Source organism: Terriglobia bacterium, from assembly GCA_020072815.1.
Lineage (GTDB): Bacteria > Acidobacteriota > Terriglobia > Terriglobales > Acidobacteriaceae > Angelobacter.
The window spans coordinates 1-23,528 of sequence record JAIQGE010000022.1 but is presented as its reverse complement, the minus strand read 5'-3'; the positions used below and the strand labels follow the sequence as shown (position 1 = coordinate 23,528).

Sequence of the window (23,528 nt, the reverse complement as noted above, 5' to 3'; positions counted from 1 at the left end):
TCTCTTGGACTCACTGCGCTACAGCCGCGTGAGCCGGGTTCCTTTGCAAATTTGTTGCGAATTCCGCTAGGGGAAGATACCACAGGCCCGTGCGTGAAACAGTTGTTCAAGCTGGTCCGGCGCGTTGCTGCATTCGGGGACCTCCGCACCGGGACGCCACAGTTCGCCCCGGGGACCCACGGCCACCGCGCTTTTGGGAAAATCCGCGCGCGATAAGCTGCGCAGCACCGGCACGATGCTCATCGCCGGATCAAGCTTTGGCCCGCCGGGCTTGGGCTGCCGAACGGGATAGATCTGGCCGCTCAGGAATGAACCATCTGGCGCCAGATGGGCTTCCAGGATCAGCGACAGCCCATTCTCGCCGTTCAAGTTGAACGGCCCATACGTCGCGAAGTTGCCCAGCGAATAGGCGATCAGCTTGCCCTGATAGATTTCCATGGCGCGAACCACATGCGGGCCGCTTCCGACCACCAGTCCCGCGCCGGCGTCAATCGCGGCGTGGGCAAAGCGACGAAGGTCGCCGCGGTCTTCGCCCAGAAATTTTTCGTCGCCGGCCAGCACGTGTTGTCGCGCCGAGCCTTCCCCGCCACCGTGAAAAGAGACGATCACCAGGTCGGCCTCCGCACGCGCCTGCCGGACTGCCGCCAGAGCGTCGTCAAGATCGAGAAGGTTGTATGCGCCGGGATAGGTTGCGAATGCGATGATCGCGATCTTCCTGCCCTTCACCGTTAAGTGGGCGATGTCGCCAATCTCGCCGCTGTGTGCGATTCCCTGCGCGTCCAGCGCTGTGCGCGAACTGGTTCGGCCCTCCTGGCCAAAATCCATGGCGTGATTGTTGGCCAGGCCCATCGCGGTGAAACCCGCAGCTTTCAGGTGCGCGGCATAGCGCGGCGGAACACGGAACGCGTAACAATTGCCCAGCGCCTTGCCTCTGCACTTAAGGGAGGTGCCGCCCTCGGTGAGCGGCCCTTCCAGATTGCCAAAGACAATGTCACCCCGTTTCAGGAGTGGCGTAACTTCCTGGAGCAAATCAGCCGCATCGTTGGGCGGCAGCAGGCCGCCGGTTGCGTCAGGGAAGGTGGTACCCAGCATCACATCGCCGACGGCCGTCACCACAATCTCGCGGTCATTCAATGGTGGAAGCAGCGGGCTCGGCCCAGAGCGTGCGGGCAGCGGCACAGGCGTGGGAGCTGGAGACGCGGTGGGTGACTCTTGCGGCGCATAGCCGGCTTCCGGCGTTGGCGAAGACGAAGGTGGGGGAGTGGATTGCGCGGCAGAAGACGCTTGCGGAGCTGGTGAAGATTCTGCCGGCGGCATGGGTGATGGCGCGGCACCGGCTTGCGATTGCTGCGGGCTTTGAGTTTGTTGTGCAGCGCCTATCTCAGCGCTGCTTGGCTGACCGGCAACCGCACAAAGGCTAAGCGCGACGAAGGCAGATGCCGTCCGCAGACACAAAGACCCGAGTTTTGCCTGCAACTTTGCCATACCCAAAATTACTTGTGTTGATTCCTAACTGACCTTCTGATCCGCGCACATCCGCGTCAATCCGCGGCAAAATTTTGCCGTTCTCCCGCAACCACCATTTCAACACAGCGGTTCCAGGCAAACCAATAAGCGATTTCCCTGTAGTCCTTAATTCCCGCTCCGAAGATCGCCAAGTCAGCGTCTTTGCCGGGCTCAATGCTTCCCTTGCGGCTTTGCAACCGCATTGCGCACGCCGCGTTGATGGTCGTCGCCGAGATGGCTTCTTCCGCCGACATCTTCATGTGCGTGCAGGCCAGCGACATGACGAACGGCAGGCTGGGCGTGGGCGATGTCCCCGGATTGTAGTCGGTGGCCAGAGCTATGGGAACGCTGGCGTCAATCAACCGCCGCGCGTCCGGAAATTCCTTGTGTCCGAGAAAATAGTTCGCGCCGGGCAGCAGGACGGCCACGGTGTCGGTGCCAGCAAGAGCGGGAATATCTTCTGCGACAACGCAGTCCATGTGGTCCAGCGACGCCGGCATGTGCACGAGCAATCCACTTAACCGTGAAGGCGTAAACTGGCCCACGTGCGCGCGTGTATTCAGCCCGCTGCGCCGCGCCGCCGCTAGGATTTTCTCGGATTGCTCCACGGTGAACGCGCCGCGCTCGCAAAACACGTCCACGTATTTCGCCAGCTTTCTGCGCGCGACCAAGGGAATGATCTCGTCGCAGACTTTTTCTACGTATTGGTCCGGCCTGCCGGCGAACTCCGGCGGGACCACGTGCGCCGCCAGCAGCGTAGGCTGCACCGTCCCCGGCCAGCGCCGCGCCGCGTGGCCAATGGCTTCCAGCGACTTGATCTCAGCTTCCGTGCTCAATCCATAGCCAGACTTGGCTTCCACCGTGGACGTGCCATGTTCCAGCAACGCCTGCAGTCCGCTGAGTACGTTTGCAGCCAGCTCTTTACGCGAAGCCCCGCGCACCGCTGCAACACTTGACCGGATGCCACCCCCAGCCGCCGCGATTTCTTCATACGATGCCCCGCTGATGCGCTTGTCAAAATCTACGAGTCTAGGTGCAACAAAAGCCGGATGCGTATGGCAATCAACCAGGCCCGGCAAAACAACGCCGCCCTGGCAGTCAAGCTCGTGCAGCTTGCGCCGGTTTTTCCGGTTCTTCTTTATCCAGGGATCGCGCAGCAGATCACGCCGGCGACCGGCGGCGATGATCTTTCCGCCGCCGCAGAGCACGGCGGCGTCTTCTATTAGGCCGATTTCCTTGAGCGCGGGGCCGCGGCGCGGCGTGACCCCTCCACGCAGGGTAATCAGCTGGCCGATGTTGGCCAGCAGGAGATAAGGAGATGTGGCTTTGACCTTCAAATATTGGCGGCCCTATGGCACTTTTTGAAAACTAGTCTGGCGTAGGCTTCAGCCTCTGCAAGTATCAAGGCATGCTTCAGTCGTGCCACAAAGTGTTCAGAATTCTGTCGGCTTGAAGCCGGTGTAGCCTTCGCATCCTTTGTAGCTGTAGGGATCCCTCACTCCGCTCGGGATTTAACTACCGCCCATCGGTATCTTCACTCCGCTCTTCTCGGCAAAGCTCTTTGCCTCGTCGTATCCCGCATCCACATGCCGGGCCACGCCGATCCCCGGATCATTGGTTAGCACGCGCTCGATGCGTTTAGCCATGGCGTCCGTTCCGTCGGCGACGGTCACTTGCCCGGCATGCAGCGAATAGCCAATCCCCACCCCGCCGCCGTTATGGATGGAAACCCAACTGGCGCCGCTGGCGGTGTTGAGCAACGCGTTGAGCAGCGGCCAGTCAGCCACCGCGTCGCTGCCGTCCTTCATGGCTTCCGTCTCGCGATATGGAGACGCCACGGAGCCGCAATCGAGATGATCGCGCCCGATCACAATCGGCGCCTTGAGCTTGCCTTTCTTGACCAGGTCATTCATGGCCAGGCCGAACTGGGCGCGTTCGCCATAGCCCAGCCAGCATATGCGCGCCGGCAGTCCCTGGAACTTGATGCGCTTGCGCGCGAGCTTGATCCAGCGGTCGAGGATACGGTTCTGCGGGAACATTTCCAGGACCAGGTCGTCGGTCACAGCGATGTCCGCGGGATCGCCCGAGAGCGCTACCCAGCGGAACGGCCCGCGGCCTTCACAAAACAGCGGACGGATGTACGCCGGCACAAAGCCGGGAAAATCGTAAGCGTTCTTCACGCCGCGTTGGAAAGCAAACGTCCGGATGTTGTTGCCGTAGTCGAAAGTCACGCTGCCCATCTTCTGAAGGCGCAGCATGCCTTCCACGTGGTGGGCCATCGCGTCCAGCGACAGTTCCAGATACGCCTTGGGATCAGCCTTGCGCAGATCAAGTGCCTGCTCAAGAGACATGCCGTTGGGCACATAGCCGTTGAGCGGGTCGTGAGCAGAAGTTTGATCGGTGAGGATGTCCGGCAGTACACCGCGCTCCGCCAATTCAGGAATTACATCCGCACAGTTGCCAACCAGTCCAACCGAAATGGCTTCTTTCTTGCGCACGGCGTTCTTCAGGATGCGCAACGCTTCGTCCAGCGTGTTCACCATGAAGTCGCAATAGCCGGTCTTCAGGCGTTTCTTGATGCGCTCAGGATCAACGTCAATGCCCAGGAAACACGCGCCGGCCATGGTTGCGGCCAGAGGCTGGGCGCCACCCATGCCACCCATGCCGCCGCTCACGATCAGTTTGCCGGCCAGTTCGCCGCCAAACGCTTTCTCCGCGGCTGCGGCAAAAGTCTCAAACGTGCCTTGCACAATGCCCTGCGAGCCAATGTAGATCCACGAACCCGCGGTCATCTGGCCGTACATCATCAGGCCGGCGCGCTCCAGTTCGTTGAACTTCTCCCAATTCGACCAGTGCCCAACAAGGTTTGAATTTGCGATGAGCACCCGCGGCGCGTAGTCATGGGTCTTGAAAACCCCCACCGGCTTGCCCGACTGGACCAGCAGCGTCTCGTCGTTGCCGAGCTCTTTGAGCGACGCGAGAATCGTCTCCAGGCATCGCTGGTTGCGGGCGGCTTTGCCGGTGCCGCCGTAAACCACCAGGTCGCGCGGACGCTCGCCTACTTCTTCGTCCAGGTTGTTCATGAGCATGCGCATGGCGGCTTCCTGCGGCCAGCCTTTGCAGGTGAGCTCAGTTCCGCGCGGGGCCTTCAGGGGAGGGAGATGGGTTGTCTGGATTTCCGTCTCTACCGGCATAGGAGAATGGTAGCAGGATTACGCCGCTTTGCGGACGTCAGAGGAAGATTGGAAAATGAGTAATTTGGTAATCGGGTAATTGAACCCGGGGGGCTTCACAATTGCCAATTTCAATTCACCGGATTACCAATCTTGCAACATCCCTTACCAGGTACTGTACGCCGTGCCGTCAGAGCTGACCTGGTTGGATCCGCTCTTGACGTCGCTGATCCCCGGCTCTTTCTGGTCGATGCTGGTTAACACGTCTTCCTGGACGGTCTGCCAGGTGGAATCGGAATTGGTAAACGGATCTTTGGGCAGAACGCGCAGATACCCGGAGCTCACCAGGTCTTGCAAGGACTGCGGAGCTTTCATCTTGTCCTGCGAGTACTGGTCAATGGCTTGACGCATGTTGAAGAGGTCTTCTTTGAGGGCGGCTTCGTTAGCGCGACGCAGGTGAAAGCTGTAAATAGGCGCGGCCACGGACAGCAAAATCGCAATAATGGCCATCACGATCACCATTTCGATCAGCGTGAAGCCCTTCTGGTTACGTCTGCAAGTTAGGCGTTTCATCTCCATTACCAATCCTTGTATTTGGTGCCGTTCAGGGCGGTGTCGTTGGACTTGGTGTAAACATCAAACACGTTCTGTCCGCCCCAGGAGTCCGATTGCGGGTCATCCTGCATGGAACGCAGTCCCCAGTCCTTATTGCCGGTCATGGGATCCACGGGAATGCGGCGCAGGAAGCGAATCTTCTTGCCTGCAGGCCCTTCTTCGCCGTTCACCATGGTGTCCAGGTCCGGAGGATAGCCTTCCGATCCCAGCTTGGTTCGGAACGTGTTCTTGTCCGCGGCGTCTTTGTAGCGGTCAATGGCGGCGCGCATCTCCCACAGATCGCGGCGGAGTTCGGTTTCGCGCTGGCGCTTGATGCTCACCCGCATGACCGGAACCGCAGCCCCCATCAGGACCAGGAGGATGGTGATTACCACGATCATTTCCATTAACGTAAAGCCGTGTTGGCGGCGCAATCGCAATCATCCTCCTTCCAGTGGACGCGCCTCACAGCGGCCCACAAATTGGTTCGTCAAGCGCCTATCAAGTTCCTATGCTTTAGTTCACCGTGACCGATGCTTGCGAGCCGCCAACTTCCAGCGGCTGGTTCTGGCTGTTGCGGGCGCCGGCCGCGGAAACAGATACCGATCCAGTGCCTTTTACCTTGGCCGTAAACAGCAGGCTGAAGACCGTGCCGTCCCCGGACATGCCGGTGCTGCCGACGGGACGCTGCGCGGTAATCTGCAGCTTGCCCGTGGAGGGATCATCGCGGTACACCAGGGCCGCAGTCTGGCCGTCTTTGGCCAGGAACTCGCCGTTCGATACGCTGACGAACTGCAGTACTCTGGCGTCATAGCTGATCTGCGTCAGGACCGACGAAATGTCCTGCCCATTGGCCAGCGTAACATTCAACGTGAACGTGGTCCCCGCCTGCGGAGTCGCCGCGCTGGGATCAAGTTTTAGCGTGATCTGGCCGGGCGTCCCTGCTGGTTTTGGCGGCGCCGCGGGCTGCTGCGTTGTTGCCGGTCGCGGAGTTACCGGAGCAGGTGCTGCCGGGGCCGGAGCCGGACGAGTAGCCGCCGGCGGCTGAGCAACAGTTGCCGCGGCCGGCTGCGCGCTTTCCGGACGCACCGGCTGCTTGGTTGCAACGTGCAGATCAATGCCGCTGCCCGTGCCTACGTCAAACGCCTTCCGGTTGAGCTCTGAAAGTTCCTGGCCGCGGACAATGTGCGGCACCAGAAGAAACACGATCTCGTTGTTGATCCGTTCCTTTTTCTCTTCGGTAAAGAGATATTTGAGGATCGGAATTTCGCCCAGGAACGGCGCGCCGCTGGTGGACTTGGTCTCTTGAATCTCCATGATTCCACCCAGCAGGTTCACTTCGCCATCCGCCAGGCGGACGGTGTGCTCCACCTTGCGCTGGCTGATGATGGGCTGGGTGATGCCGCCAATGGTCTGCGAACCGTTCAGGTTGGAGATTTCCATCACCGTCTTCAGGGTGACTTCACCATCCGGGTGCACGCGCGGAGTAATTTCCAGGATCACGCCCACGTCGGTATAGGTAAACTGCGTGTTCACGCCCACCGCGCCCACCGCGGTACCCACGCCTAGAGGCGTACCGAAGGAGCCGGTGGCGATGGGAATCTTGTCGGCGATGGAAACGCGGGCCTTTTCGTTGTCGGTGGCCCGGATGCGCGGGCTCTGCAGGATCTTGGCGTCACTATCTGAGAACAGCGCGGTGGCCTTCATGTTATCAAGCGTGACCGCGTAGTTGGTCGAATTCAGGTGCTGCAGGTCGTTGAAATTGAGGCCTCCCCCGGTGGTGCCCGTGGTGCCGGTACCGGTGCCGGTGGAAGCTACGTTGTTGCCTTGCAAAGTAACTGACGCATTTTGCGGCGGCAGCAGGCCGAAATCGCGCAGCTTGTCTCGCCGCACCTGGAGCACGAACACGTCCACAATCACTTCCGGCTTGGCCTTATCAATATCGTCAATCATCTTCTGCGCCAAGGCCAGCTGGTCCGGCGTGCCCTTGATCACAATGGCGCTCTGCGAAGGAATCTGCTGAATGCGCTGCACTTCTAGAACGGTACGGATGGCGTTAACAATGTCTTGCAGGTCGGTGGGCCCGGAGACGTTCCCCAGATAAAAGGTCTTGACTACGTTCTGCTCCAGTTCGCGGCGCTTGGCCTGCGTGTCCTGGGCGACAAAAATTGTGTTGGGGGTAACGGGGCGCCAAAAGGTGCGCGACTCCAGGGCCACAATATCCAGCGCTTCCTGCAACGTGACCTTGCGCAAGCGGATCGTCAGGCGGCGCGAAGTGTAATCGGGATCAAAGAGGATGTTGATTCCGGCCAGCTTGCCGATGGTCTCATAAAGGATCTTGGTGTCTTCCGGGCCTATTTCCAGCGCGTCAATGGACTGGCTGGAAAAGGGCGAGAGCTCCACGGGAGCCGTCGCGTTTTCCAGCCGGCGCCGCAAAGGGTCTTCTTCATCCTTTTCCTTCGCTGCGCCCTTTCCGGTTCCAGGAGCCGTCTTCTGCATCATCTGTTGCGTGCGCCGGATTTCCTGCGCCGCCAGATCATTGCTGCCGTCAATCTCAGCGGCCTGCTGGAACAGCGTCAGAGCGTCCTGCAGCCGGCCCATATCGCGCAGCCTCTGCCCTTTATGGACCTTCACCGAAGAAGCCAGAAAGCGCGAGCGTTCAAACGACACGCGAAACTTCAGCTCTTCCGGCTTCTGGTTGTAAGCTGCCTTGTAATACTCGTAGGCGGCCTCGTAGTCCTGCCGGGCCTCGGCCTTGACGCCTTTCGCATGCAGAGACTTTGCGGACTCCGCCGGCAACAAGGCAACAAAACACAATACAACTAAGAGGGTACTTGCGACTCTCCTCATAATCTCCTGCTTCTTTAAATTCCGGACCGCCCAACTCCTTCTTTTTCAGGGGGTTGATTGAAGGTCTGCCGTTTACGACGATACCCGGAAAAGAGCTTTCAGAATGCCAGATTATACACTGAATACCGGCTATCCCTAGAACGTCTTTAGTAACCACCCTTGCGCTGTGATAGCATAAAAATTTTGCTGCACGCGTCAAGAAGTTGCTATGGCCCGCCAAGTCACCCATCAGACTGAGCCCAACAAGCCCAAAAACATCAAGCGCGATCCTGTCGCGTCGGGCGAACGCGATGCCACGTTCAATCGCGCGGCCAGTCATAACTATTTTTTGGAAGACCGCATCGAGGCGGGCATCATTCTGAGCGGCAGTGAAGTCAAGTCCGTGCGCGCCGGCCGCGCCAATTTGAAAGACGCGTATGCCCTTGTAAAAGACGGTGAATTATGGCTCTTGAACGCCCACATTGGCGCTTACGAAAACGCTGGCTACGCCGGCCACTCGCCGGAGCGCACGCGAAAGCTCCTGGTCCACAAGGAGGAGTTGCGCAAGTTGATCGGCAAGACCCAGCAGCGCGGCTACACCTTGATCGCCACGCGCATGTATTTTAAGAATGGCAAGATAAAATGTGAGATCGCGCTGGCCAAGGGCAAACAGGCCTGGGACAAACGCGAGACCGAACGCCGCCGCACCGCGGACAAAGAGGCCCGCGAGGCCATTTCCCGCTCACGAAAAGCTTGAAGAGGTTAAAAACTCTAACAAATCTCAGGAGTTTAAGCGCCATTATGGAAACGCGATTGATCGTTGCCAATCTTCCAGACGTAGATACCGAATGCCTCGTGGTCTTCGCTTTGGATTTTCAAAGCAAAGAGTCCCCGAGCAGCAGTGCTGGCGATAAAAAGCCGGACCCCAAACTAGCGGAGAAGGATGCAGCCGTCGAAAAGGCCGCTGCTGAAGTCCTGGCGTCAGGTGAATTCGCCGCCAAGTTGCAGGAGACGGTGATGCTGCATCGTCCGCAAGGACTGAAAGCCAAACGCCTGTTGGTCGTGGGCGGAGGCCCGGCCAAGACTTTTACTCACGTGGAGCTGCGCAAATGCGCCGGGGCGGCGTTGCGCGCGCTCAAGCCCAAGATGATCAAGAGCTGTGCCCTGGCGCTGCCCGGGCTGCCTTCCGGCGCGGAAGACGCCGTCCGCGCGGTTGTCGAAGGCGCTTACGTCGCCGACTTTGACCCTGACACCTACCGCAGCGATCGCAAAGACTTCAGCATGAAAGAAGTGACCGTAGTGGTTCCTGCCGGGTCGGACCAAGCCAAGCTGCAAGGCGCGCTGGATCGCGCACGCATCATGGGCGAGGCTCAGAATTTCACGCGCGAACTGGTCAACGAGCCCAGCAATCGCCTCACGCCCACCATGATGGGAGACCGCGCCAAAAAAATGTGCGACAGCGTGGGCCTCAAGTGCGAGCTTCTAGGTCCGGACAAAATCAAAGCCTTGAAGATGGGCGCGTTCTGGAGCGTCTCCCAGGGATCGGACGAAGAGCCACGGCTGATCGTAATCCGCTACGAACCACACGGCGCGCCGGAGAAGCCGGTGCTGGGACTGGTGGGCAAAGGCGTCACCTTTGATACCGGCGGCATCTCTATCAAACCAGCCGACGGCATGGAGAAGATGAAATATGACATGGCCGGAGGCGCCGCCATGCTGGGCGCCATGCGGGCCATCGCCCAGCTCAAGCCCAAAGTAAGGGTCATCGCCATTGTGTGCGCCACGGAAAACATGCCCAGCGGCAAAGCGCAGAAACCGGGCGACGTGCAAATCGCCATGTCCGGCAAGTCCATTGAGATCATCAATACTGACGCCGAAGGCCGCCTGGTCCTGGCCGACGGCTTGCACTACGCCCGCACTCTTGGCTGCACGCATTTGATTGACGCCGCCACGCTCACCGGCGCCTGCATGGTCGCCCTGGGAACCGCGAACGCCGGCGTGTTCGCCAACAATGAAGACGCCTACCAGCACTTCACCCGCGCTCTGGAACGTTCCGGCGAAAAGTTCTGGCGCTTGCCCGTGGACGACGAGTATCTGGAGATGATCCGCTCCAGTATTGCCGACATTGTGAACTCCGGCGGACGCTACGGCGGCGCCAGCACCGCGGCCGCCTTCCTGCGCGAATTCGTGAGCGACACGCCCTGGATCCACCTGGACATCGCCGGCACGGCGTGGATGGAAGAAAACAAACCGTGGATCGCCAAGGGCCCAACAGGCATCGCGGTGAGAAGCCTGGTGGAGTGGGTGAAGAGCTACGAGGGTAGCAGCAACTAGCAGCTAGCAACTGGCTTGCGGCTAATCGCTTCTGGCCTGCTTACAAAGCGCGCATCCAGCGCACGCTTCCCCAGTTACCATCGTACCCTTGTCGCTTATCGCCCGGGCTGGCATGATGGGCGTGCTTGACATCAGTAATCTGGCCGGCGTTTTCGGGGGAAAAGCCGCTGGTCAGATGGAGTTCAAATCAACCAAGCCTCGGGGAAACCCGAGGCTTGTTGTTTTTGGACGAGCCAACGGAGCCGGCGCATCTTGCGGTAGCCTGAGACTCAAGAGACCGGTTGTTTGAGACGCAGGGGTGCTACGTCTCTACGCCTGCCTTTGCTCGATCCAGCCGCTTTCGCGTGATCCGCGTTCATCCGCGCCAATCCGCGGTAGGCTTCTACATCTGCCCTTCGTCCGCGGACGGCCCGTAAATCGAAGGTACCGAAACATCGTTCAAACGCAGGTACACCGTGAGCTGTCCACGATGGTGGATCGGGTGGTTCATGATGAAGCTCCGCAGCACGGCAATTTTGGGCATGGTGAACACCGTTTTTCCGCCTGCGAGCAGGGACCAGGGTTTCATCAGGTCCGCGTCACTGGCGCCAGCGATGGCTTTGCGCGCGCTGGCAACGCTGGAGTCAAACGTCTTGAGGATTTCGTCGCGCGACTTCAACTCCGGGGTCGGCGGCGCGCTGGCGACGTCAAAGGAGTCCCCGCCCACAATCGCTCCCGTCCATTGCATGATGGTGGACAGGTGCGTGGCCAGACCGCCCATACTCATGGATTTGGTATGCGGCTTCCAGCTCAGTTTTCCGTCGGGGACGCGCTCCAGAGCGCGGCGGGTGTTGCTCATTTCGTGGTCGAATTCCGGTAACAGTGCTTGGCTGATTGCCATATTCTCTCCTGGAAAAGTTTGCGCTTTCGCGGCCATAGATACCTCCTTGGCCATAAATTGCGGTCGGGAGCATTCTACATTTTGCCGGTGAAGCGTGCAGGAGCGGGGTTTTCGTCTGGCAGTGCGATGAACGTCTGCCCACTCGAATTCCCTTCTGGCTTTTGCTAATGTAGGGGAGTTTTCGGAGGACCTATGTCCACGGCAGTACGCGCTACCAAGTCGCCCCGCGAACTCTATTCCGTTGCCAAGCATCTGGGCACGTGGAACCCGGAGCAGATCCCCGTGGCCGAAGACCGCGCCCACTGGGACAAGCTCACCGCTGACCAGCGCGAGCAACTTATCAAGGTTTGCGCGCTGTTCTATGAAGGCGAAGTCAGCGTGGCGGACACATTGGCCTGGTTTCTGCTGGCCGTCCCTGACACCGACCGGCGCATGTTCCTCTCCACGCAGGTGTATGAAGAGGTAAAACACGCGGAGTTCTTTGAGCTTTACTTCCGCAACGTGCTGGGCAACGTGGATACGTCGGCCTACCTGGTCCCGGAATACAAAGGCGTGCTGATTGACGAGCTCAAGCGCCGTGGCGAATCCATGGGAAAGGCCCTGATTTCCGGCGACGCCGCGCAGCTAGGCCTGGAGCTGGCCATGTTCGCCGCCCATTACATGGGCATCATCGAAGGCGTGATGGCCGTTACGGGCTACGACTTTTTTGACGACCTGCTGGCCACCACCCAGATGTTCCCCCGCCTGCACGAAGGCATTCGCCTGATTCGCGCCGACGAAGGCCGCCACATCGTCCACGGACTGGATTATCTGCGGGAAATGCTCGCGGCGCACCCGGAATACGCGCCGCCGGTCCGCGAACTCTTCATGAAGCAGGCCATTACCATCCCGGCGCGCACGGAATTCATCTTTACTCCCAACGCTTTCGGGCTGGACAAAGAAAAAATGCTGCAGATCGGCTACGCGCACATTGAACAGCGCATGCGGGAAGCTGGGTTGGGATAGATGGATGCACCGTTGAACCAACCCAAGGTCAGCATCATCATTCTGAACTGGAACAGCTACGAGGTCACCCGCGATTGCCTTCTCTCGCTCAGGAAAATTGACTATCGCAACTACGAAGTACTGATCGTGGACAACGGATCTGTGGATTCGTCCGCTGACCAGCTCCAGCGGGAGTTTCCGGAAATCCGTATGGTGCGCAATGCCCAGAACCTGGGCTTCACCGGCGGCAACAACGTGGGCATGCGCGATGCGCTCAGCCGCGGCGCCGACTATCTCTTGCTTCTCAATAATGACACCATCGTCGCCCCGGATTTTCTGAGCAAGCTGGTCGCCACCGCGGAAAGCCAGTCGGCCTTCGGGATGATCAATCCCAAAATCTATTACTACGAGCCGCCCGACCGAATTTGGTACGCCGGAGGCCAGTACGAACCATGGCGAACTTTTCCCAAGCACTTTGGATTGCGCCAGCGCGACGTTGGACTCTACAACCAGAAGCGTGAAGTGTCTTTTATCACCGGCTGCGCCCTGCTGATCAAGGCCGAAGTGGTGAGAAAAATCGGCCTGCTGGACGAAATCTTTTTCCTCAGCTTTGAAGACGCTGACTGGTCCATACGCGCGCTGGAGGCCGGCTACAAAGGCGTTTATGTTCCGGAATCGGTGGTCTGGCACCGCGATTCTTACGTCACGGAAAAAAGCCTGGGACTGGCGCGCCGCGAGTTTTACAACATGCGCAACACCGTGCTCTGCGCCAGAAAACACATCCTTCCCAAGCAGGTGCCGCTTTTCATCTTGTCGCTGGGGAAATATATTGCCTATGGCACGCTGCGGTCGCTGTTTGCGGCCGATTGGAAACGGGTGGCCGCGCTTTACCACGGCGCCTGGACCGGCTGGAGGACGCCGATCCCGCACAGCAACTTGTCGGTTTGATTCTCAGGAATCAACTTTGAAAGAAGCCATCTACAAGTCGGTTGAAGCTCTCCTGAGCAGGCTCAAGGGCAGCCCCTATCGCTTGGACAGGGCCGTGCCGCTTTCCTTGCTGGCGGGAATGTTCCTACGCCGGGCGGTTTGGCTCATGCGCGGGTTTGTAAAAGGACTGGTGCTGCAGCGGCGGTTCGTCATGGCGTTTATCGCCCCTGGCGTCAACCTCCGCGGGGCTTCGCTTATTCGCCTGGGAAAAGGCGTCACGCTGGAACGCGGAGTCACTATTGACGGACTGATGCGCAAGGGCGTGGTGCTGGGCGATCACGTGAAGATCGGCCCCTACTCCACCCTGGTGGGCGCACCGGTCTCCAATCTGGGCGAAGGCATCCGCATGGGCGCGAATTCCGCCGTGGATGCTTACTCTTTCATCGGGAGTTCCGGCTTTGTGGCCATCGGCGACAACGTGATCATGGGCCAGCACGTGTGCTTTCATCCCGAGAACCACAACTTTGAACGAACCGACGTTCCGATTCGCCTTCAGGGGACGACCCGCCAGGGCATCACCATTGAGGACGATGTCTGGGTCGGCGCCAACGTGACTTTCCTGGATGGGGCCGTTGTCGGCCGGGGATCGGTCATCGGGGCGGGTTCGGTGGTTCGAGGCGCGATTCCACCTTATTCAATTGCTGTAGGAATCCCCGCGCGTGTGGTCCGAACCCGAGCGCCGCAGGAAGCGATACCTGCGGACTTGGCGGCAGGAAAGGGAAACTAGCTGGTTTGGTGTTGATTGTGCGCCGGCTCAGGCGGGTCAGGTGGGAACTTCCACGCACAAGCCAATTACCAAGAACTAACTACCGCTCTTCTAGCTCACACTCAATATCCTCATGCCGCGCTCCACCGCCACCACGCTCTTGCCGGACTTGGCGGTCACGGTGCAATTGCGGCCGCGTTCTTTGGCCTTGTAGAGCGCCTGATCGGCCATGCGCAGAATGTCAGCCGGCGGAACTTTATCTCCATTGCAGGATGCCACGCCGATGCTCACCGTCACGCTAGTCTGTTTCTTGGCGCCGCGGCCGATGCCATGTTTCCGGCGGCGGTCTTTGCCCCGCACAATGAATTTGCTTTGCTCAATGATCTTGCGCATACGGTCCAGATAGATGAAGACTTCATCGGACAATTTGCCGGGAAATATCACGGCAAATTCTTCCCCGCCGTAGCGGTAGGCGCGGCCTCCGCCGGCGATGTGCGCCAGCCTTGAAGCCACCAGACGCAGCGCCTGGTCGCCCGACTCGTGCCCGTAGGAGTCATTGAACTTCTTGAAGTGGTCCACGTCCAGCATGGCCACGGTGTAAGCGTCGGGCAGCTTCATCAGCGCTTCATTGAGGGCGCGGCGGCTGGGCAGCTGCGTCAACTCGTCGTGGTAGGCCATGCGGTAGGAGGTTTCAATCAAGGCCACGATCAGCGCCAGCGCGCCGGTGGCAAAGAACGTTCCGGCCAGATGGTTGGTGGCGCCGATGCGGAAAGCGATGAACGACGAAAGCAGCGCCCAGAGCAGGCTGCTCTCCACCGCGCGATAGCTCTTGAACAGCGGCACCATCATGATGGCCGTCGCCAGCACAAACACCAGCAGCGCGGGCTGTGGAATGAGACTCCAGGCCGAGAACACGTCGGGAGCAAAGCTCTTGTCCAGGTATTTCGACGGCATGACCGCCGGTGACGCCAGCCATGGCGTGCTAAGCACGCACACCGCGATGATCTGTACAGCCAGCACAGCCAGCCGTTTACGGCCAGTGGGAGAAATGATTCCACGCTCGTCCAGGAAGGCCACCACCAGAAGGTTCAGCGGCAGGAGGATCGCAATGGCATTCACCACCACGCGCGACGCGTTTGCGGAGAGATACGGCGCTACCCAGGCCAGCACAACGTGGGCCAGCGTGAGCGCCAGCATGGCAAAGAACAGCCGGCTGCGGCGGAAGAACGCGCACACACCCAGCCCCACGGCAAAGATCACCAGCGGGACTACGCGCACCAGCGGCAGATCAGGGTCGGCCAGAACGCCCACCCGAATCAGCATGGCGGAAATCACCACCAGCAAGCCTCCGGGCAGGGTGAGGCGGTAAAGAATCTGAAACACTCTCCACTTTGCCAACACAGATCGCGTCTCCGCCGGGGGAACCGGCTGGTTTCGTTGCTAAGATGTTTAGTTACATCAGGTTACTTAGGCTGAGAATCGGAACGAATCGCCCCTCACTATATAAAGGGAGCGCCTGTTTCGAGTAGATACCATTGGTTCCATGGCCTTTTTCTAGCCTGCCTAAGCCTTGGGGTCTTGCGGGATGAAAAAGCAAGCGGGCATCGCGAACCTGGCTCTCGATCCCTTGCGTCGATTGAGCGCTCTTTCTTGAGGTGCGGAGGGAAGTTTCAAAGTTACGTTATTTGAGCTTCTGGAGTGAGAAAACTACTGCCAAATGGCAAGCTGCCATGTAGAATGGCCGCGCTTCATGGAGACCCGCGCGGGTGACCCACGCGGTGGTCAAGGATTGCTCACTCTGCTCCGCTGTTCCGGAGCAGATCTTGAAATCTCAGAGAGGTGGATAACATGAAATACGGGGCAGAGTTCTTCGGCACATTCGTCTTGATCTTCGCCGGTCTAGGCACCGCGGTCCTGGATGGCGGGCGAGTTGGTATCTTGGGAATCGGATTGGCGTTCGGACTCTCCCTGATGGCCATGATCTACACCATCGGCCCGATTTCCGGATGTCACCTCAATCCCGCTGTGACCTTGGGAATGCTTCTGAGCAAGCGGATCTCGGCGAAAGAATCTCTGGGGTACATGATTGCCCAGATCGTGGGCGCCATTGTCGCCGCAGGCGTTGTGCTCTACATCGCAAAGGGAGCACCTGACGGATATAGCGCTTCTGTCTCCGGTCTGGCCGCTGACGGCTATCTGGATTATTCGCCAGGCCACTACACTTGGCTTGCCGGCTTCGTCAGTGAGATGTTCTGCACCATGCTGCTGGTGGTTACCGTGCTCGGCGCAACCGACAAGCGCGCTCCCGCCGGTTTTGCCGGAATTCCCATCGCGCTGGTTCTCACGACCATCCATTTGGTTGGCGTGCCCGTGACCAACGGCTCTTTTAATCCTGCGCGCAGCATCGGCCCGGCCGTGTTTGTTGGCGGATGGGCATTGCAGCAGCTTTGGCTGTTTATCGTCGCTCCCATGGTCGGCGCTGTGCTGGCGTCGCGCGTGTATCTGGGACTGAAGCCGCCAGCAGAACAAAAGTAGGGATGGCGTTGGTTTCCAAAGACCAACAGATCAAGGGTTCGGCGCGTGCCGAGCCCTTCGTTTTTTGCGCCTAAAGCTGGCGGCGAAACATTCGCTCCGCCTGCGTTCTGGAACGAATTTGACAGATCTGCGTCCCGCTCTACCGATAGTATCCTTGCTTGGCTTCCACTGTGACTTTTCCCGCAGACTTCTGCGCTTCCGGCGTGAGCTTCACCTTGATGGCGCAGAATTTCCCCTTCGGTTTGGGAGTGGACGGATGGTATCCCAGGCTGTAGCGCATGCGCAGATCGTCAATCATCTCCGCCAGTTTTTCCTTCATCTTTCTGCCGCTGGACTCCACTACCTGTCCGCCGGTGGCCCGGGCGTATTCAAATACTTCACCTGGAGGATGAAGCATTTGCCCCATCACTTTGGCAGAGCTCCGGTTGCTGTCTTCGCTGATTGATATGTCGCTGCGCCGCAAAAGACTGCAAACCACGGTCCCGGTCTCCAGCAGTTGAGTCATGGCTTCTTTCTTGGTGTGGAGGGACGAGTCTTTCAAGCTTCGCCCGTAGCGGGCTTTGGTCTCAAAGTCCGGGATGTTGGGGACGTCGTCCGTCAGCCAGATGATCACTCGCCGGTTGGGCGAGCGCGCCAGGTGCGCTGACGCTTGGAATATCCCTTCATTAAAGAAAGCCGCTTCCGGACTTTCCATGCGGCTGGCTTTTTCGATGGCGGCGATGGCCAGGGCGCGGTCCGTGGTGAAGTCCTGAATCATCTGGGTTGACGCGGCGTAGGTCATCACCGCCACTTCGTCTTCCGGCTTCAGATGCTGGAGCGCCTCCAGCGCGCCCTCGGCCAGCGACCTGAGCACCGGGCGCACGCTGTCGGTCAGGTCAAACAGAAGGACCACGGAAAGCGGCAGTCGGTCCTGGCTGAAGGAGCTGAGCTGCTGCGGCACACCGTCTTCGAACACTTGAAAATCATCTTGTTTGAGCGACTTCAGCGCCTGGCCGCGCTTCTTCTCCACCACCTGCGCGTCCACCACCACCAAGCGCACGCTCACCCGGTACACGCCGCCCACCGGCTCAGGGCTTTGGGCGCAGACCTGGATGCAAGTCGTACCCAGTAAGAATGCCATAGCGGCAACGAAAAGAAGCTGCCGACGCATAATCCGGCTGGTACTTGAGAAATACGAAGGCATGACGATAAGCTGGATTTTGCGCCGATTCCGCCGCGTTCGCAAATACAATTTTGCGATGCAGGCGCGCAAAGCCCCAACGAACTGAAAGGACTTTCTGGCACATGCCCAAGAAATTCTTCATGAACCTTGATCCCTGGTCTCTGCTGGTGGTCATCCTCACGTTCATTCTTTTCTTGACTGCGCTGTTTATCAAAGGCTTTACCCATGACATGTTGCTGGAAGCCGGCGTGTTCCTGGTCTCAGTGAAGCTGATCATCATGAGCCATAAGCAGGCCGCGCACACCGAAATGATGGAGCAGCGGCTGGATGAGATTTACCAGGCTGTTCGCCCAGACAAAGCCGCAAGACGCGCGGACGGGCCATCGTGAGCGATGTCCGATTTCCCAACGTAGAGACGCAGCACTGCTACGTCTCAAATAAAGATGCACGTATGAATCGGCGCTTACGTGCGACGGGCAAGCCTTAGCCCTCTCGTTCTTCCGGCGGCTTTAGATGGCGGAACGCGCGCCACAGCAGGACGTCATAGACGATCTTCATTCCTCCGCCCAGGAATAGCGGCGCGGAAAAGGCGATCCGCTGCATCAGCCAACCCGCCACGGATGATGCCGTGGCCCAGGACAGGTTGCGCGTCAGGTTGGTCACCCCGCTGGCGAAGGTGCGCTCGCTGGGCCGCACCACCGCCGCCACGTACGATTGGCGGGTGGGAACGTCCATCTCCACCAGTGATTCGCGGAGCAAGAACAGGGCTACCGCCCACGACGCTGACGGCACCACGGATGCGGCGATCAAGAAAATACTGGATGGCAAATGCGTGAACACCATGGTCCTGACCAGGCCGATCCGCTTGGCCAGCCAGGCGGCGCCCAGATGAGAAAGCGCGTTGAGCACATGCACCAGGAAAAACAGCAGCGCCAGCTTGTTTTCGGCGATTCCGAAGCGGCGAAAGAACCAGTAAGCCACCAGCGCGTCGGTTAGAAAGCCTCCGCCGAAGGCGTCCAGCGCAAAGAGAGCGGAAAGCCGCGCCACCGTGGATTTGGCCTCAGCCGACACAGCCGGCACTCCGCCAGCGGGCGCATGCGCGCCTGCTACTTCCACTCCGTGGGAGAGAAACAAGGCCAGCAAGCCGCTCAGCAGATTCAGCGCGGCACAACCCAGAAACAGAGTTCGATAAGCGGCGCCCAAGTCCATCCCCCACCAGCGCTGTTCCAAGAGAGGAATGCCGGCAGCCAGCGCGCCCAACGCACCCCCGGAATCCAGCACCACGCTGTACCAGGCCAGCGCCCACGTCCTGTGCTGGTCGGCGATTAGTCCCGGCAACGCCGCTTGCTCCAATGCGAACGACGGGCTGCGGTCCGTGCCCATGCCGTTGATCATCCCGACGAAAGCCAGCGCCACCAGCACGGGCGTTGCGGGATGGAAGATGAGTGCAACCGCGCCCGTTGCGGTGAGGATGGAAAGGACAAAGAGCGTTCGCCTGCGCCCAAAAAGGTCTGCACGCACCGTGACCAGCGCTGTTCCCGCAGCGGCGCCGGCCAGCCCAGCGGCAATCACCAGTCCGATGGCGGTGGAGGAGAACCCTTCCCGGAAGAGAAATACGCCCAGCACCACGCCCAGCAATCCAATGCCAAAAGAGCGGAGCCATGCGGACGCGTACAACAGCGCCAGGTCGCGACGTGGGCCGGTTGCCATCTCTTAAGGGTACACAATGGTGTGCTGGACCTTACAACAGATGGTGTCTTACCCTACTAGCATTAAAACCCTAACTTTTCCGCCTGTTGGGTGGAGTGGATTCGTGTCTTGAATTCAGTTAAGCGATTGATAGCAATCATGTTGTTTCCATCAAGCGTCCAAGATGGCAGGCTCAGGAGCGTTCTCTCCCCTGCATTTCATAAAGCGCTAGTGCCCGATCAAGAAACATAACAACAGCAAATGGATTCTCAGCCTGACAATAAGATTAGTCAGTTCATTAACGAATTTAATCCAGCTCTCGTTGTCTTCTAATCCACTACTGCGAATCTCTTACCAGGCTGATTGATCGTTTAACGGGTTATCACACGCCAAGCGATATACACGTTCTCAACGACATTTGCGGACAGCTCCATCCTCTGTCAAATTCTCGTTTAGCTCCTATATAGCGCATTCGGCGGTGGTGCTCGGTTTATCCGACAAGCACTTCCGGACAGCCAACATGCGACCGCGCCGCATTCGGGACGAAATGGCAGCGAGTCGTGTGTCTACAACACAAGGAGCGCAGCCAAAATGAGTCACAAAGAAGAAGGGCTTTTCCTGACGGAGAAGGCCTCCAAAGCACGCGTCAAAGCAGCGGAAGACGCTCGCAAAAATCGCGCGGAAATCATCAAAGCGTATTCACAGGGCCAGGTTTCACGCCGCGACCTGATTAAGTGGGGCTTGATCACCAGTGCAGGCGCCATTGCTCCCATCCACGGCCTAAGTCCTTTTGCTGAAGCTAGCGGCAAAGGCAAGGGCAGCAGCGGCAGCGGCCGAGGCGGAAGTGGCCGGGGCGGCGCCGACGATGTGGCGACACCCATTACCGCCGCTGCTCCTGCACCCAACGCCGCAGCCTCAGTTCCCCTGAGCCCGTTGTTCGGCGCGCAGCCATTTACCCAGGCCATGCCGCGTTTTGATCTGCAACCGCGCAAGCCGCTTTCAGCCCTGACCCCCGCGCCTCAGGCCCAATCCAACCAGACTTTGCAACCTGTGGATCCGGCGTTGGGCGGAGGTTCCGGCCCGATTGAAGGCCGTCCCCCAGGGGCAATCTGGGCGCACCAGCGCTTCACCGAATTTGCGCCGCAGGTTGCCGTGGAAATGTCGCAAGCCGGGGCCCAGACCAACACCGCGTACAACCCTGGCGTTGCGTCCAGCCTCAACTCCGGCATTGACCCCACGCAGCCGATTCCGCTGGTGTTCCATCCGGCGATGCCAGTTCAGCAGCCGAACTCAGTGTGGACTTTCCAAGGCTCGGTTCCGCCCAAGCTGGTCCAGGCCCGTTACGGCGAACCGCTGTTGTTCCGGCACCACAACCGTTTGCCGGCTGACGTGACGCAGAACAACGGCTTTGGCCGCCACACCATCTCCACCCACGAGCACAACGGCCACCACGGCGCGGAGAACGACGGCTTTACCGGTGCGTTCTTCTTCCCCGGTCAGTTCTACGACTATCACTGGCCTGTAGTGCTTGCCGGCCACTTCAGCGTGAACACTGCCGCAACCGATCCCCGGGCTTCCAGTCCCAACGGCAGCGGCGGCCTGACCAAAGTCCCCGGTGACTGGCGCGAGACCATGTCCACGCACTGGTTCCACGATCACATGTTCAGCTTCACTTCGCAGAACGTGTACAAAGGCAACGCCGCGATGTTCAACATCTACAGCGGCCTGGATCGCGGCAATGAAGCCATCAATGACGGCGTCAACCTGCGCCTGCCCTCGGGCACCGCGAATGACTGGGGCAACCTGGACTACGACGTCAACCTGATGCTCTCTGACAAGGCGTTCGATGCCAGCGGTCAACTGACCTTTGACATCTTCAACTTTGACGGGTTCCTGGGCGACGTAGTGACCGTGAACCTGGCCTACAGACCTTACTTCGAAGTGGAGCGCCGCAAGTACCGCTTCCGCATCCTCAACGCCAGCGTGTCCCGCTTCTTCAAGTACGGGCTGTCTGACGGCTCACCCATGGTCCAGATCGGGAATGACGGCAACCTCATGCCGCAACCCGTTGTGCAATCGTTGTCGGACGAGCAAGGCATCGCCGAACGCTACGACTGGGTCATTGACTTCTCCCGCTACTCCATCGGCACCAAGGTGTGGCTGGTGAACGTCTGCGAGCATAAGGACGGCAAGAAGCCCAACAAGGACCTCACGCTGGCCCAGGCGCTTGCCGGCCAGTCCAACGATCCTTGCGTAGGCAAGATGCTGGAGTTCCGCATCGTGCGTAACCCGGCGCAACCGGACCAGAGCCAGATCCCGGCCCAACTGATCCCCAACCCCGATCTGTCGAGCATCCCGGTTTCGCGGCAACGTACCTTCGTGTTCGGCAGTGGCGCAAGTCAAAACTTGCCCGCCAGCGACCCCGCAGCCTATGTTACGGGCGCGGGTGGTCAGAAAGGCCCCTGGGGCGTGGCCACCGATGGCGGTCCCATGCGCAACGCCAGCTTCGGCCGCATCTCGGCTTCTCCCAAGTTCGGCAGCCGCGAGGTCTGGACCTTGGTCAACGGTGGCGGTGGCTGGGACCACCCGATCCACATCCACTTTGAAGAAGGCCAGATCCTGGCCCGTAACGGCAGCGCTGCTAACGTTCCCGCGTGGGAAAAGGGCCGCAAAGACGTGTATCGTCTGCGCCCGGGCGGCAGCGTGACCATCACCATGCAGTTCCGCGATTGGGGCGGCATGTTCATGGAGCACTGCCATAACACGGTCCACGAAGACAACGCCATGCTGGTTCGTTGGGAGACCAACGGCGCGGGAACTCCGTTCCTGTCACCGCTCCCGACTCCGATCTGCACTCCGCAGGGCGTCACCTTCGTTCCTCCGGACGAGATCGCTCCCACCGCCTTCTAAGACAGGAAGGCAGGTGGATCGAAGCAAAACCAATCGGCGAGCCGCTACCACGGTGGGCTCGCCGGTTTTTCGTTTGCGGCGTACCACTACTGGAAAACCCGATGAACCTTAAACATCCAAGACTGCGTGCATTCCAGGAGCCTCATCGGTGAGTAAATTAGAAATTTTAATTTGATTCTCTTTGGGCTTTAATGCGAAACGCGCACTCTGTGGTCACCTAGCCTCCTAGGACAGTGATGGTTCCGCAACCATCGCTTTCTTACGGGCTTCGCTCTGATCCCGGATCTGCGTCTACCAATTGTTCGGGTTTAAGCGACAGGCCGCTGGCGATTGGCGCGCTGGCGGCCACTATTTTTTCCGCCGCTTCCGCAGCTGGCCTTCACCCGTTGTCCGCGCCGCAGTTTCCCGGCAGAGCGATAACCCGGCGAATCCCCATTCGCGAAAAGCTGCCAGCCATAACGTCTAGCCGAAATGAGTGCAATCGAACCGTTACTTTGGTGAGAGTATTAACAACTTTAATCTTCTTCTGTTCAGATTCTAATAGATCGGGCGCTATTCTCAATCCCACAAAGGCTGGTGTCGCTAGGCAAAAATCTGCGGTTTACCGGTTCGAATCGTACCCAAAGATTTTGATCTTGCCCGGCGATAATGCGCAAAAGGCCAGAGAACCTATCTGGACTGCCACTTCCGGGCAGCCCGCGCGTAAGTTTCCCGCGACCGTAAGCCTCAGGCTTCGGCCGGTTGTACGTCAATACTAAGGAGCGCAGCCAAAATGAGTGAAAGAGAAGATGGTTTTTTTCTGTCCGAAAAGGCCTCCAAAGCACGAATCCGTGAGGCCGAAAACGCCCGCAAAAACCGGGCCGAAATCCTGGCAGCCTACTCGCAGGGAAAGGTTTCCCGGCGCGATCTGATCAAATGGGGCTTGATTACCACGGCAGGGGCATTTGCTCCCATCCACGGCTTGAACCCGTTTATTTCCTCCGCCTATGCTGACCTCAATGGTGTTCCCACCGGAATGCCGCCGAGTCCGCTGGGCAATGTTCAGCCTTTCAGCACACCGATGCCGCGGTTTGACCTGATTCCCCGTGGAAACAATCCGTTGGGCGGAGACCTCACGCCGGTTCCGCTTGCGTCGTCCAACCAGACGCAGCAGCCTGTTCCAGCGGTTCTGGGCGGCGGCACGGGTCCCATTGAAGGCCGTCCTCCGGGAGACATCTGGGCGCACCAACAGTTCAACCT

The 23,528-nt window shown here is 59.3% G+C and carries 19 protein-coding genes; 9 read left to right on the top strand and 10 right to left on the bottom strand.

All coding sequences use genetic code 11. The features are described from left to right. Positions 1-66: 66 nt before the first annotated feature. The 6 genes from LAO20_21210 to LAO20_21185 all read right to left on the bottom strand — a co-directional run bounded on the left by LAO20_21210 (position 67) and on the right by LAO20_21185 (position 8,123). A complete protein-coding gene (locus LAO20_21210; GenBank protein MBZ5533957.1) occupies positions 67-1,317 on the bottom strand; it encodes a CapA family protein in 1,251 nt (416 codons plus the stop codon). 224 nt (positions 1,318-1,541) lie between these two features. Next, positions 1,542-2,843, bottom strand: coding sequence for an imidazolonepropionase (gene hutI, locus LAO20_21205; protein ID MBZ5533956.1), 1,302 nt, complete (start codon positions 2,841-2,843; stop codon positions 1,542-1,544). Between the two features lie 174 nt (positions 2,844-3,017). After that, on the bottom strand, positions 3,018-4,700 hold the full coding sequence (gene hutU / locus LAO20_21200; protein MBZ5533955.1) for a urocanate hydratase: 1,683 nt from the start codon (positions 4,698-4,700) through the stop codon (positions 3,018-3,020). A gap of 144 nt (positions 4,701-4,844) precedes the next feature. Next, complete coding sequence (locus tag LAO20_21195; GenBank protein ID MBZ5533954.1) at positions 4,845-5,252, bottom strand: type II secretion system GspH family protein; 408 nt, start codon at positions 5,250-5,252, stop codon at positions 4,845-4,847. A gap of 5 nt (positions 5,253-5,257) precedes the next feature. Further along, entirely contained in the window at positions 5,258-5,680 is a 423-nt protein-coding gene (locus LAO20_21190; GenBank protein MBZ5533953.1) for a type II secretion system GspH family protein, read from the bottom strand. 109 nt (positions 5,681-5,789) lie between these two features. Then, entirely contained in the window at positions 5,790-8,123 is a 2,334-nt protein-coding gene (locus LAO20_21185) for a type II and III secretion system protein (protein MBZ5533952.1), read from the bottom strand. A gap of 208 nt (positions 8,124-8,331) precedes the next feature. On the opposite strand from LAO20_21185, the gene smpB reads away from it, so the two are divergent. Beyond that, complete coding sequence (gene smpB / locus LAO20_21180) at positions 8,332-8,859, top strand: SsrA-binding protein SmpB (GenBank protein ID MBZ5533951.1); 528 nt, start codon at positions 8,332-8,334, stop codon at positions 8,857-8,859. A 44-nt stretch (positions 8,860-8,903) separates the two neighbouring features. After that, positions 8,904-10,436 (top strand): leucyl aminopeptidase, encoded by a 1,533-nt coding sequence (locus LAO20_21175; GenBank protein ID MBZ5533950.1) that lies wholly within the window; start codon positions 8,904-8,906, stop codon positions 10,434-10,436. Positions 10,437-10,818: 382 nt separating this feature from the next. On the opposite strand, the gene LAO20_21170 is transcribed toward LAO20_21175, so the two are convergent. After that, positions 10,819-11,316 carry a DinB family protein gene (locus tag LAO20_21170; GenBank protein ID MBZ5533949.1) on the bottom strand — a complete coding sequence of 166 codons (498 nt, stop codon included), beginning with the start codon at positions 11,314-11,316 and terminating at the stop codon, positions 10,819-10,821. A gap of 192 nt (positions 11,317-11,508) precedes the next feature. Between LAO20_21170 and LAO20_21165 the strand changes: the two genes are divergently transcribed. Genes LAO20_21165 through LAO20_21155 form a run of 3 tightly spaced genes read left to right on the top strand, consistent with a single transcriptional unit; the run spans position 11,509 to position 14,014 of the window. Beyond that, positions 11,509-12,321, top strand: coding sequence for a ribonucleotide-diphosphate reductase subunit beta (locus LAO20_21165; protein ID MBZ5533948.1), 813 nt, complete (start codon positions 11,509-11,511; stop codon positions 12,319-12,321). Positions 12,322-12,333: 12 nt separating this feature from the next. Then, a complete protein-coding gene (locus LAO20_21160) occupies positions 12,334-13,248 on the top strand; it encodes a glycosyltransferase family 2 protein (GenBank protein ID MBZ5533947.1) in 915 nt (304 codons plus the stop codon). A 16-nt stretch (positions 13,249-13,264) separates the two neighbouring features. Then, complete coding sequence (locus LAO20_21155) at positions 13,265-14,014, top strand: acyltransferase (protein ID MBZ5533946.1); 750 nt, start codon at positions 13,265-13,267, stop codon at positions 14,012-14,014. Positions 14,015-14,104: 90 nt separating this feature from the next. Here the strand turns inward: LAO20_21155 and LAO20_21150 are convergent, their stop codons facing one another. Next, entirely contained in the window at positions 14,105-15,376 is a 1,272-nt protein-coding gene (locus tag LAO20_21150) for a GGDEF domain-containing protein (protein ID MBZ5533945.1), read from the bottom strand. A 465-nt stretch (positions 15,377-15,841) separates the two neighbouring features. Between LAO20_21150 and aqpZ the strand changes: the two genes are divergently transcribed. Beyond that, entirely contained in the window at positions 15,842-16,528 is a 687-nt protein-coding gene (gene aqpZ, locus LAO20_21145; protein MBZ5533944.1) for an aquaporin Z, read from the top strand. Positions 16,529-16,667: 139 nt separating this feature from the next. Here aqpZ and LAO20_21140 read toward each other — a convergent pair whose 3' ends face one another. Beyond that, entirely contained in the window at positions 16,668-17,648 is a 981-nt protein-coding gene (locus LAO20_21140) for a VWA domain-containing protein (protein ID MBZ5533943.1), read from the bottom strand. A 182-nt stretch (positions 17,649-17,830) separates the two neighbouring features. On the opposite strand from LAO20_21140, the gene LAO20_21135 reads away from it, so the two are divergent. Beyond that, a complete protein-coding gene (locus LAO20_21135; GenBank protein MBZ5533942.1) occupies positions 17,831-18,079 on the top strand; it encodes a hypothetical protein in 249 nt (82 codons plus the stop codon). 94 nt (positions 18,080-18,173) lie between these two features. On the opposite strand, the gene LAO20_21130 is transcribed toward LAO20_21135, so the two are convergent. After that, positions 18,174-19,400: an MFS transporter gene (locus tag LAO20_21130; GenBank protein MBZ5533941.1), complete on the bottom strand. Its 1,227-nt coding sequence runs from the start codon at positions 19,398-19,400 to the stop codon at positions 18,174-18,176. A gap of 570 nt (positions 19,401-19,970) precedes the next feature. On the opposite strand from LAO20_21130, the gene LAO20_21125 reads away from it, so the two are divergent. Together LAO20_21125 and LAO20_21120 are read left to right on the top strand one after the other, a co-directional pair. Beyond that, positions 19,971-22,289 carry a multicopper oxidase domain-containing protein gene (locus LAO20_21125; protein ID MBZ5533940.1) on the top strand — a complete coding sequence of 773 codons (2,319 nt, stop codon included), beginning with the start codon at positions 19,971-19,973 and terminating at the stop codon, positions 22,287-22,289. A gap of 772 nt (positions 22,290-23,061) precedes the next feature. After that, a partial coding sequence (locus LAO20_21120) for a copper oxidase (protein MBZ5533939.1) occupies positions 23,062-23,528 on the top strand: 467 nt, incomplete at its 3' end.

Bases quoted from the DNA above. Each gene is read 5' to 3' on its own strand.
- LAO20_21135 (MBZ5533942.1), top strand. From the start codon at position 17,831: ATGAACCTTGATCCCTGGTCTCTGCTGGTGGTCATCCTCACGTTCATT.
- aqpZ (MBZ5533944.1), top strand. From the start codon at position 15,842: ATGAAATACGGGGCAGAGTTCTTCGGCACATTCGTCTTGATCTTCGCC.
- LAO20_21125 (MBZ5533940.1), top strand. From the start codon at position 19,971: ATGAGTCACAAAGAAGAAGGGCTTTTCCTGACGGAGAAGGCCTCCAAA.
- hutU (MBZ5533955.1), bottom strand. From the start codon at position 4,700: ATGCCGGTAGAGACGGAAATCCAGACAACCCATCTCCCTCCCCTGAAG.
- LAO20_21185 (MBZ5533952.1), bottom strand. From the start codon at position 8,123: ATGAGGAGAGTCGCAAGTACCCTCTTAGTTGTATTGTGTTTTGTTGCC.
- LAO20_21140 (MBZ5533943.1), bottom strand. From the start codon at position 17,648: ATGGCATTCTTACTGGGTACGACTTGCATCCAGGTCTGCGCCCAAAGC.
- LAO20_21130 (MBZ5533941.1), bottom strand. From the start codon at position 19,400: ATGGCAACCGGCCCACGTCGCGACCTGGCGCTGTTGTACGCGTCCGCA.
- smpB (MBZ5533951.1), top strand. From the start codon at position 8,332: ATGGCCCGCCAAGTCACCCATCAGACTGAGCCCAACAAGCCCAAAAAC.
- LAO20_21165 (MBZ5533948.1), top strand. From the start codon at position 11,509: ATGTCCACGGCAGTACGCGCTACCAAGTCGCCCCGCGAACTCTATTCC.
- LAO20_21190 (MBZ5533953.1), bottom strand. From the start codon at position 5,680: ATGGAAATGATCGTGGTAATCACCATCCTCCTGGTCCTGATGGGGGCT.
- LAO20_21195 (MBZ5533954.1), bottom strand. From the start codon at position 5,252: ATGAAACGCCTAACTTGCAGACGTAACCAGAAGGGCTTCACGCTGATC.
- LAO20_21210 (MBZ5533957.1), bottom strand. From the start codon at position 1,317: ATGCCGCCGGCAGAATCTTCACCAGCTCCGCAAGCGTCTTCTGCCGCG.
- LAO20_21170 (MBZ5533949.1), bottom strand. From the start codon at position 11,316: ATGGCAATCAGCCAAGCACTGTTACCGGAATTCGACCACGAAATGAGC.
- LAO20_21175 (MBZ5533950.1), top strand. From the start codon at position 8,904: ATGGAAACGCGATTGATCGTTGCCAATCTTCCAGACGTAGATACCGAA.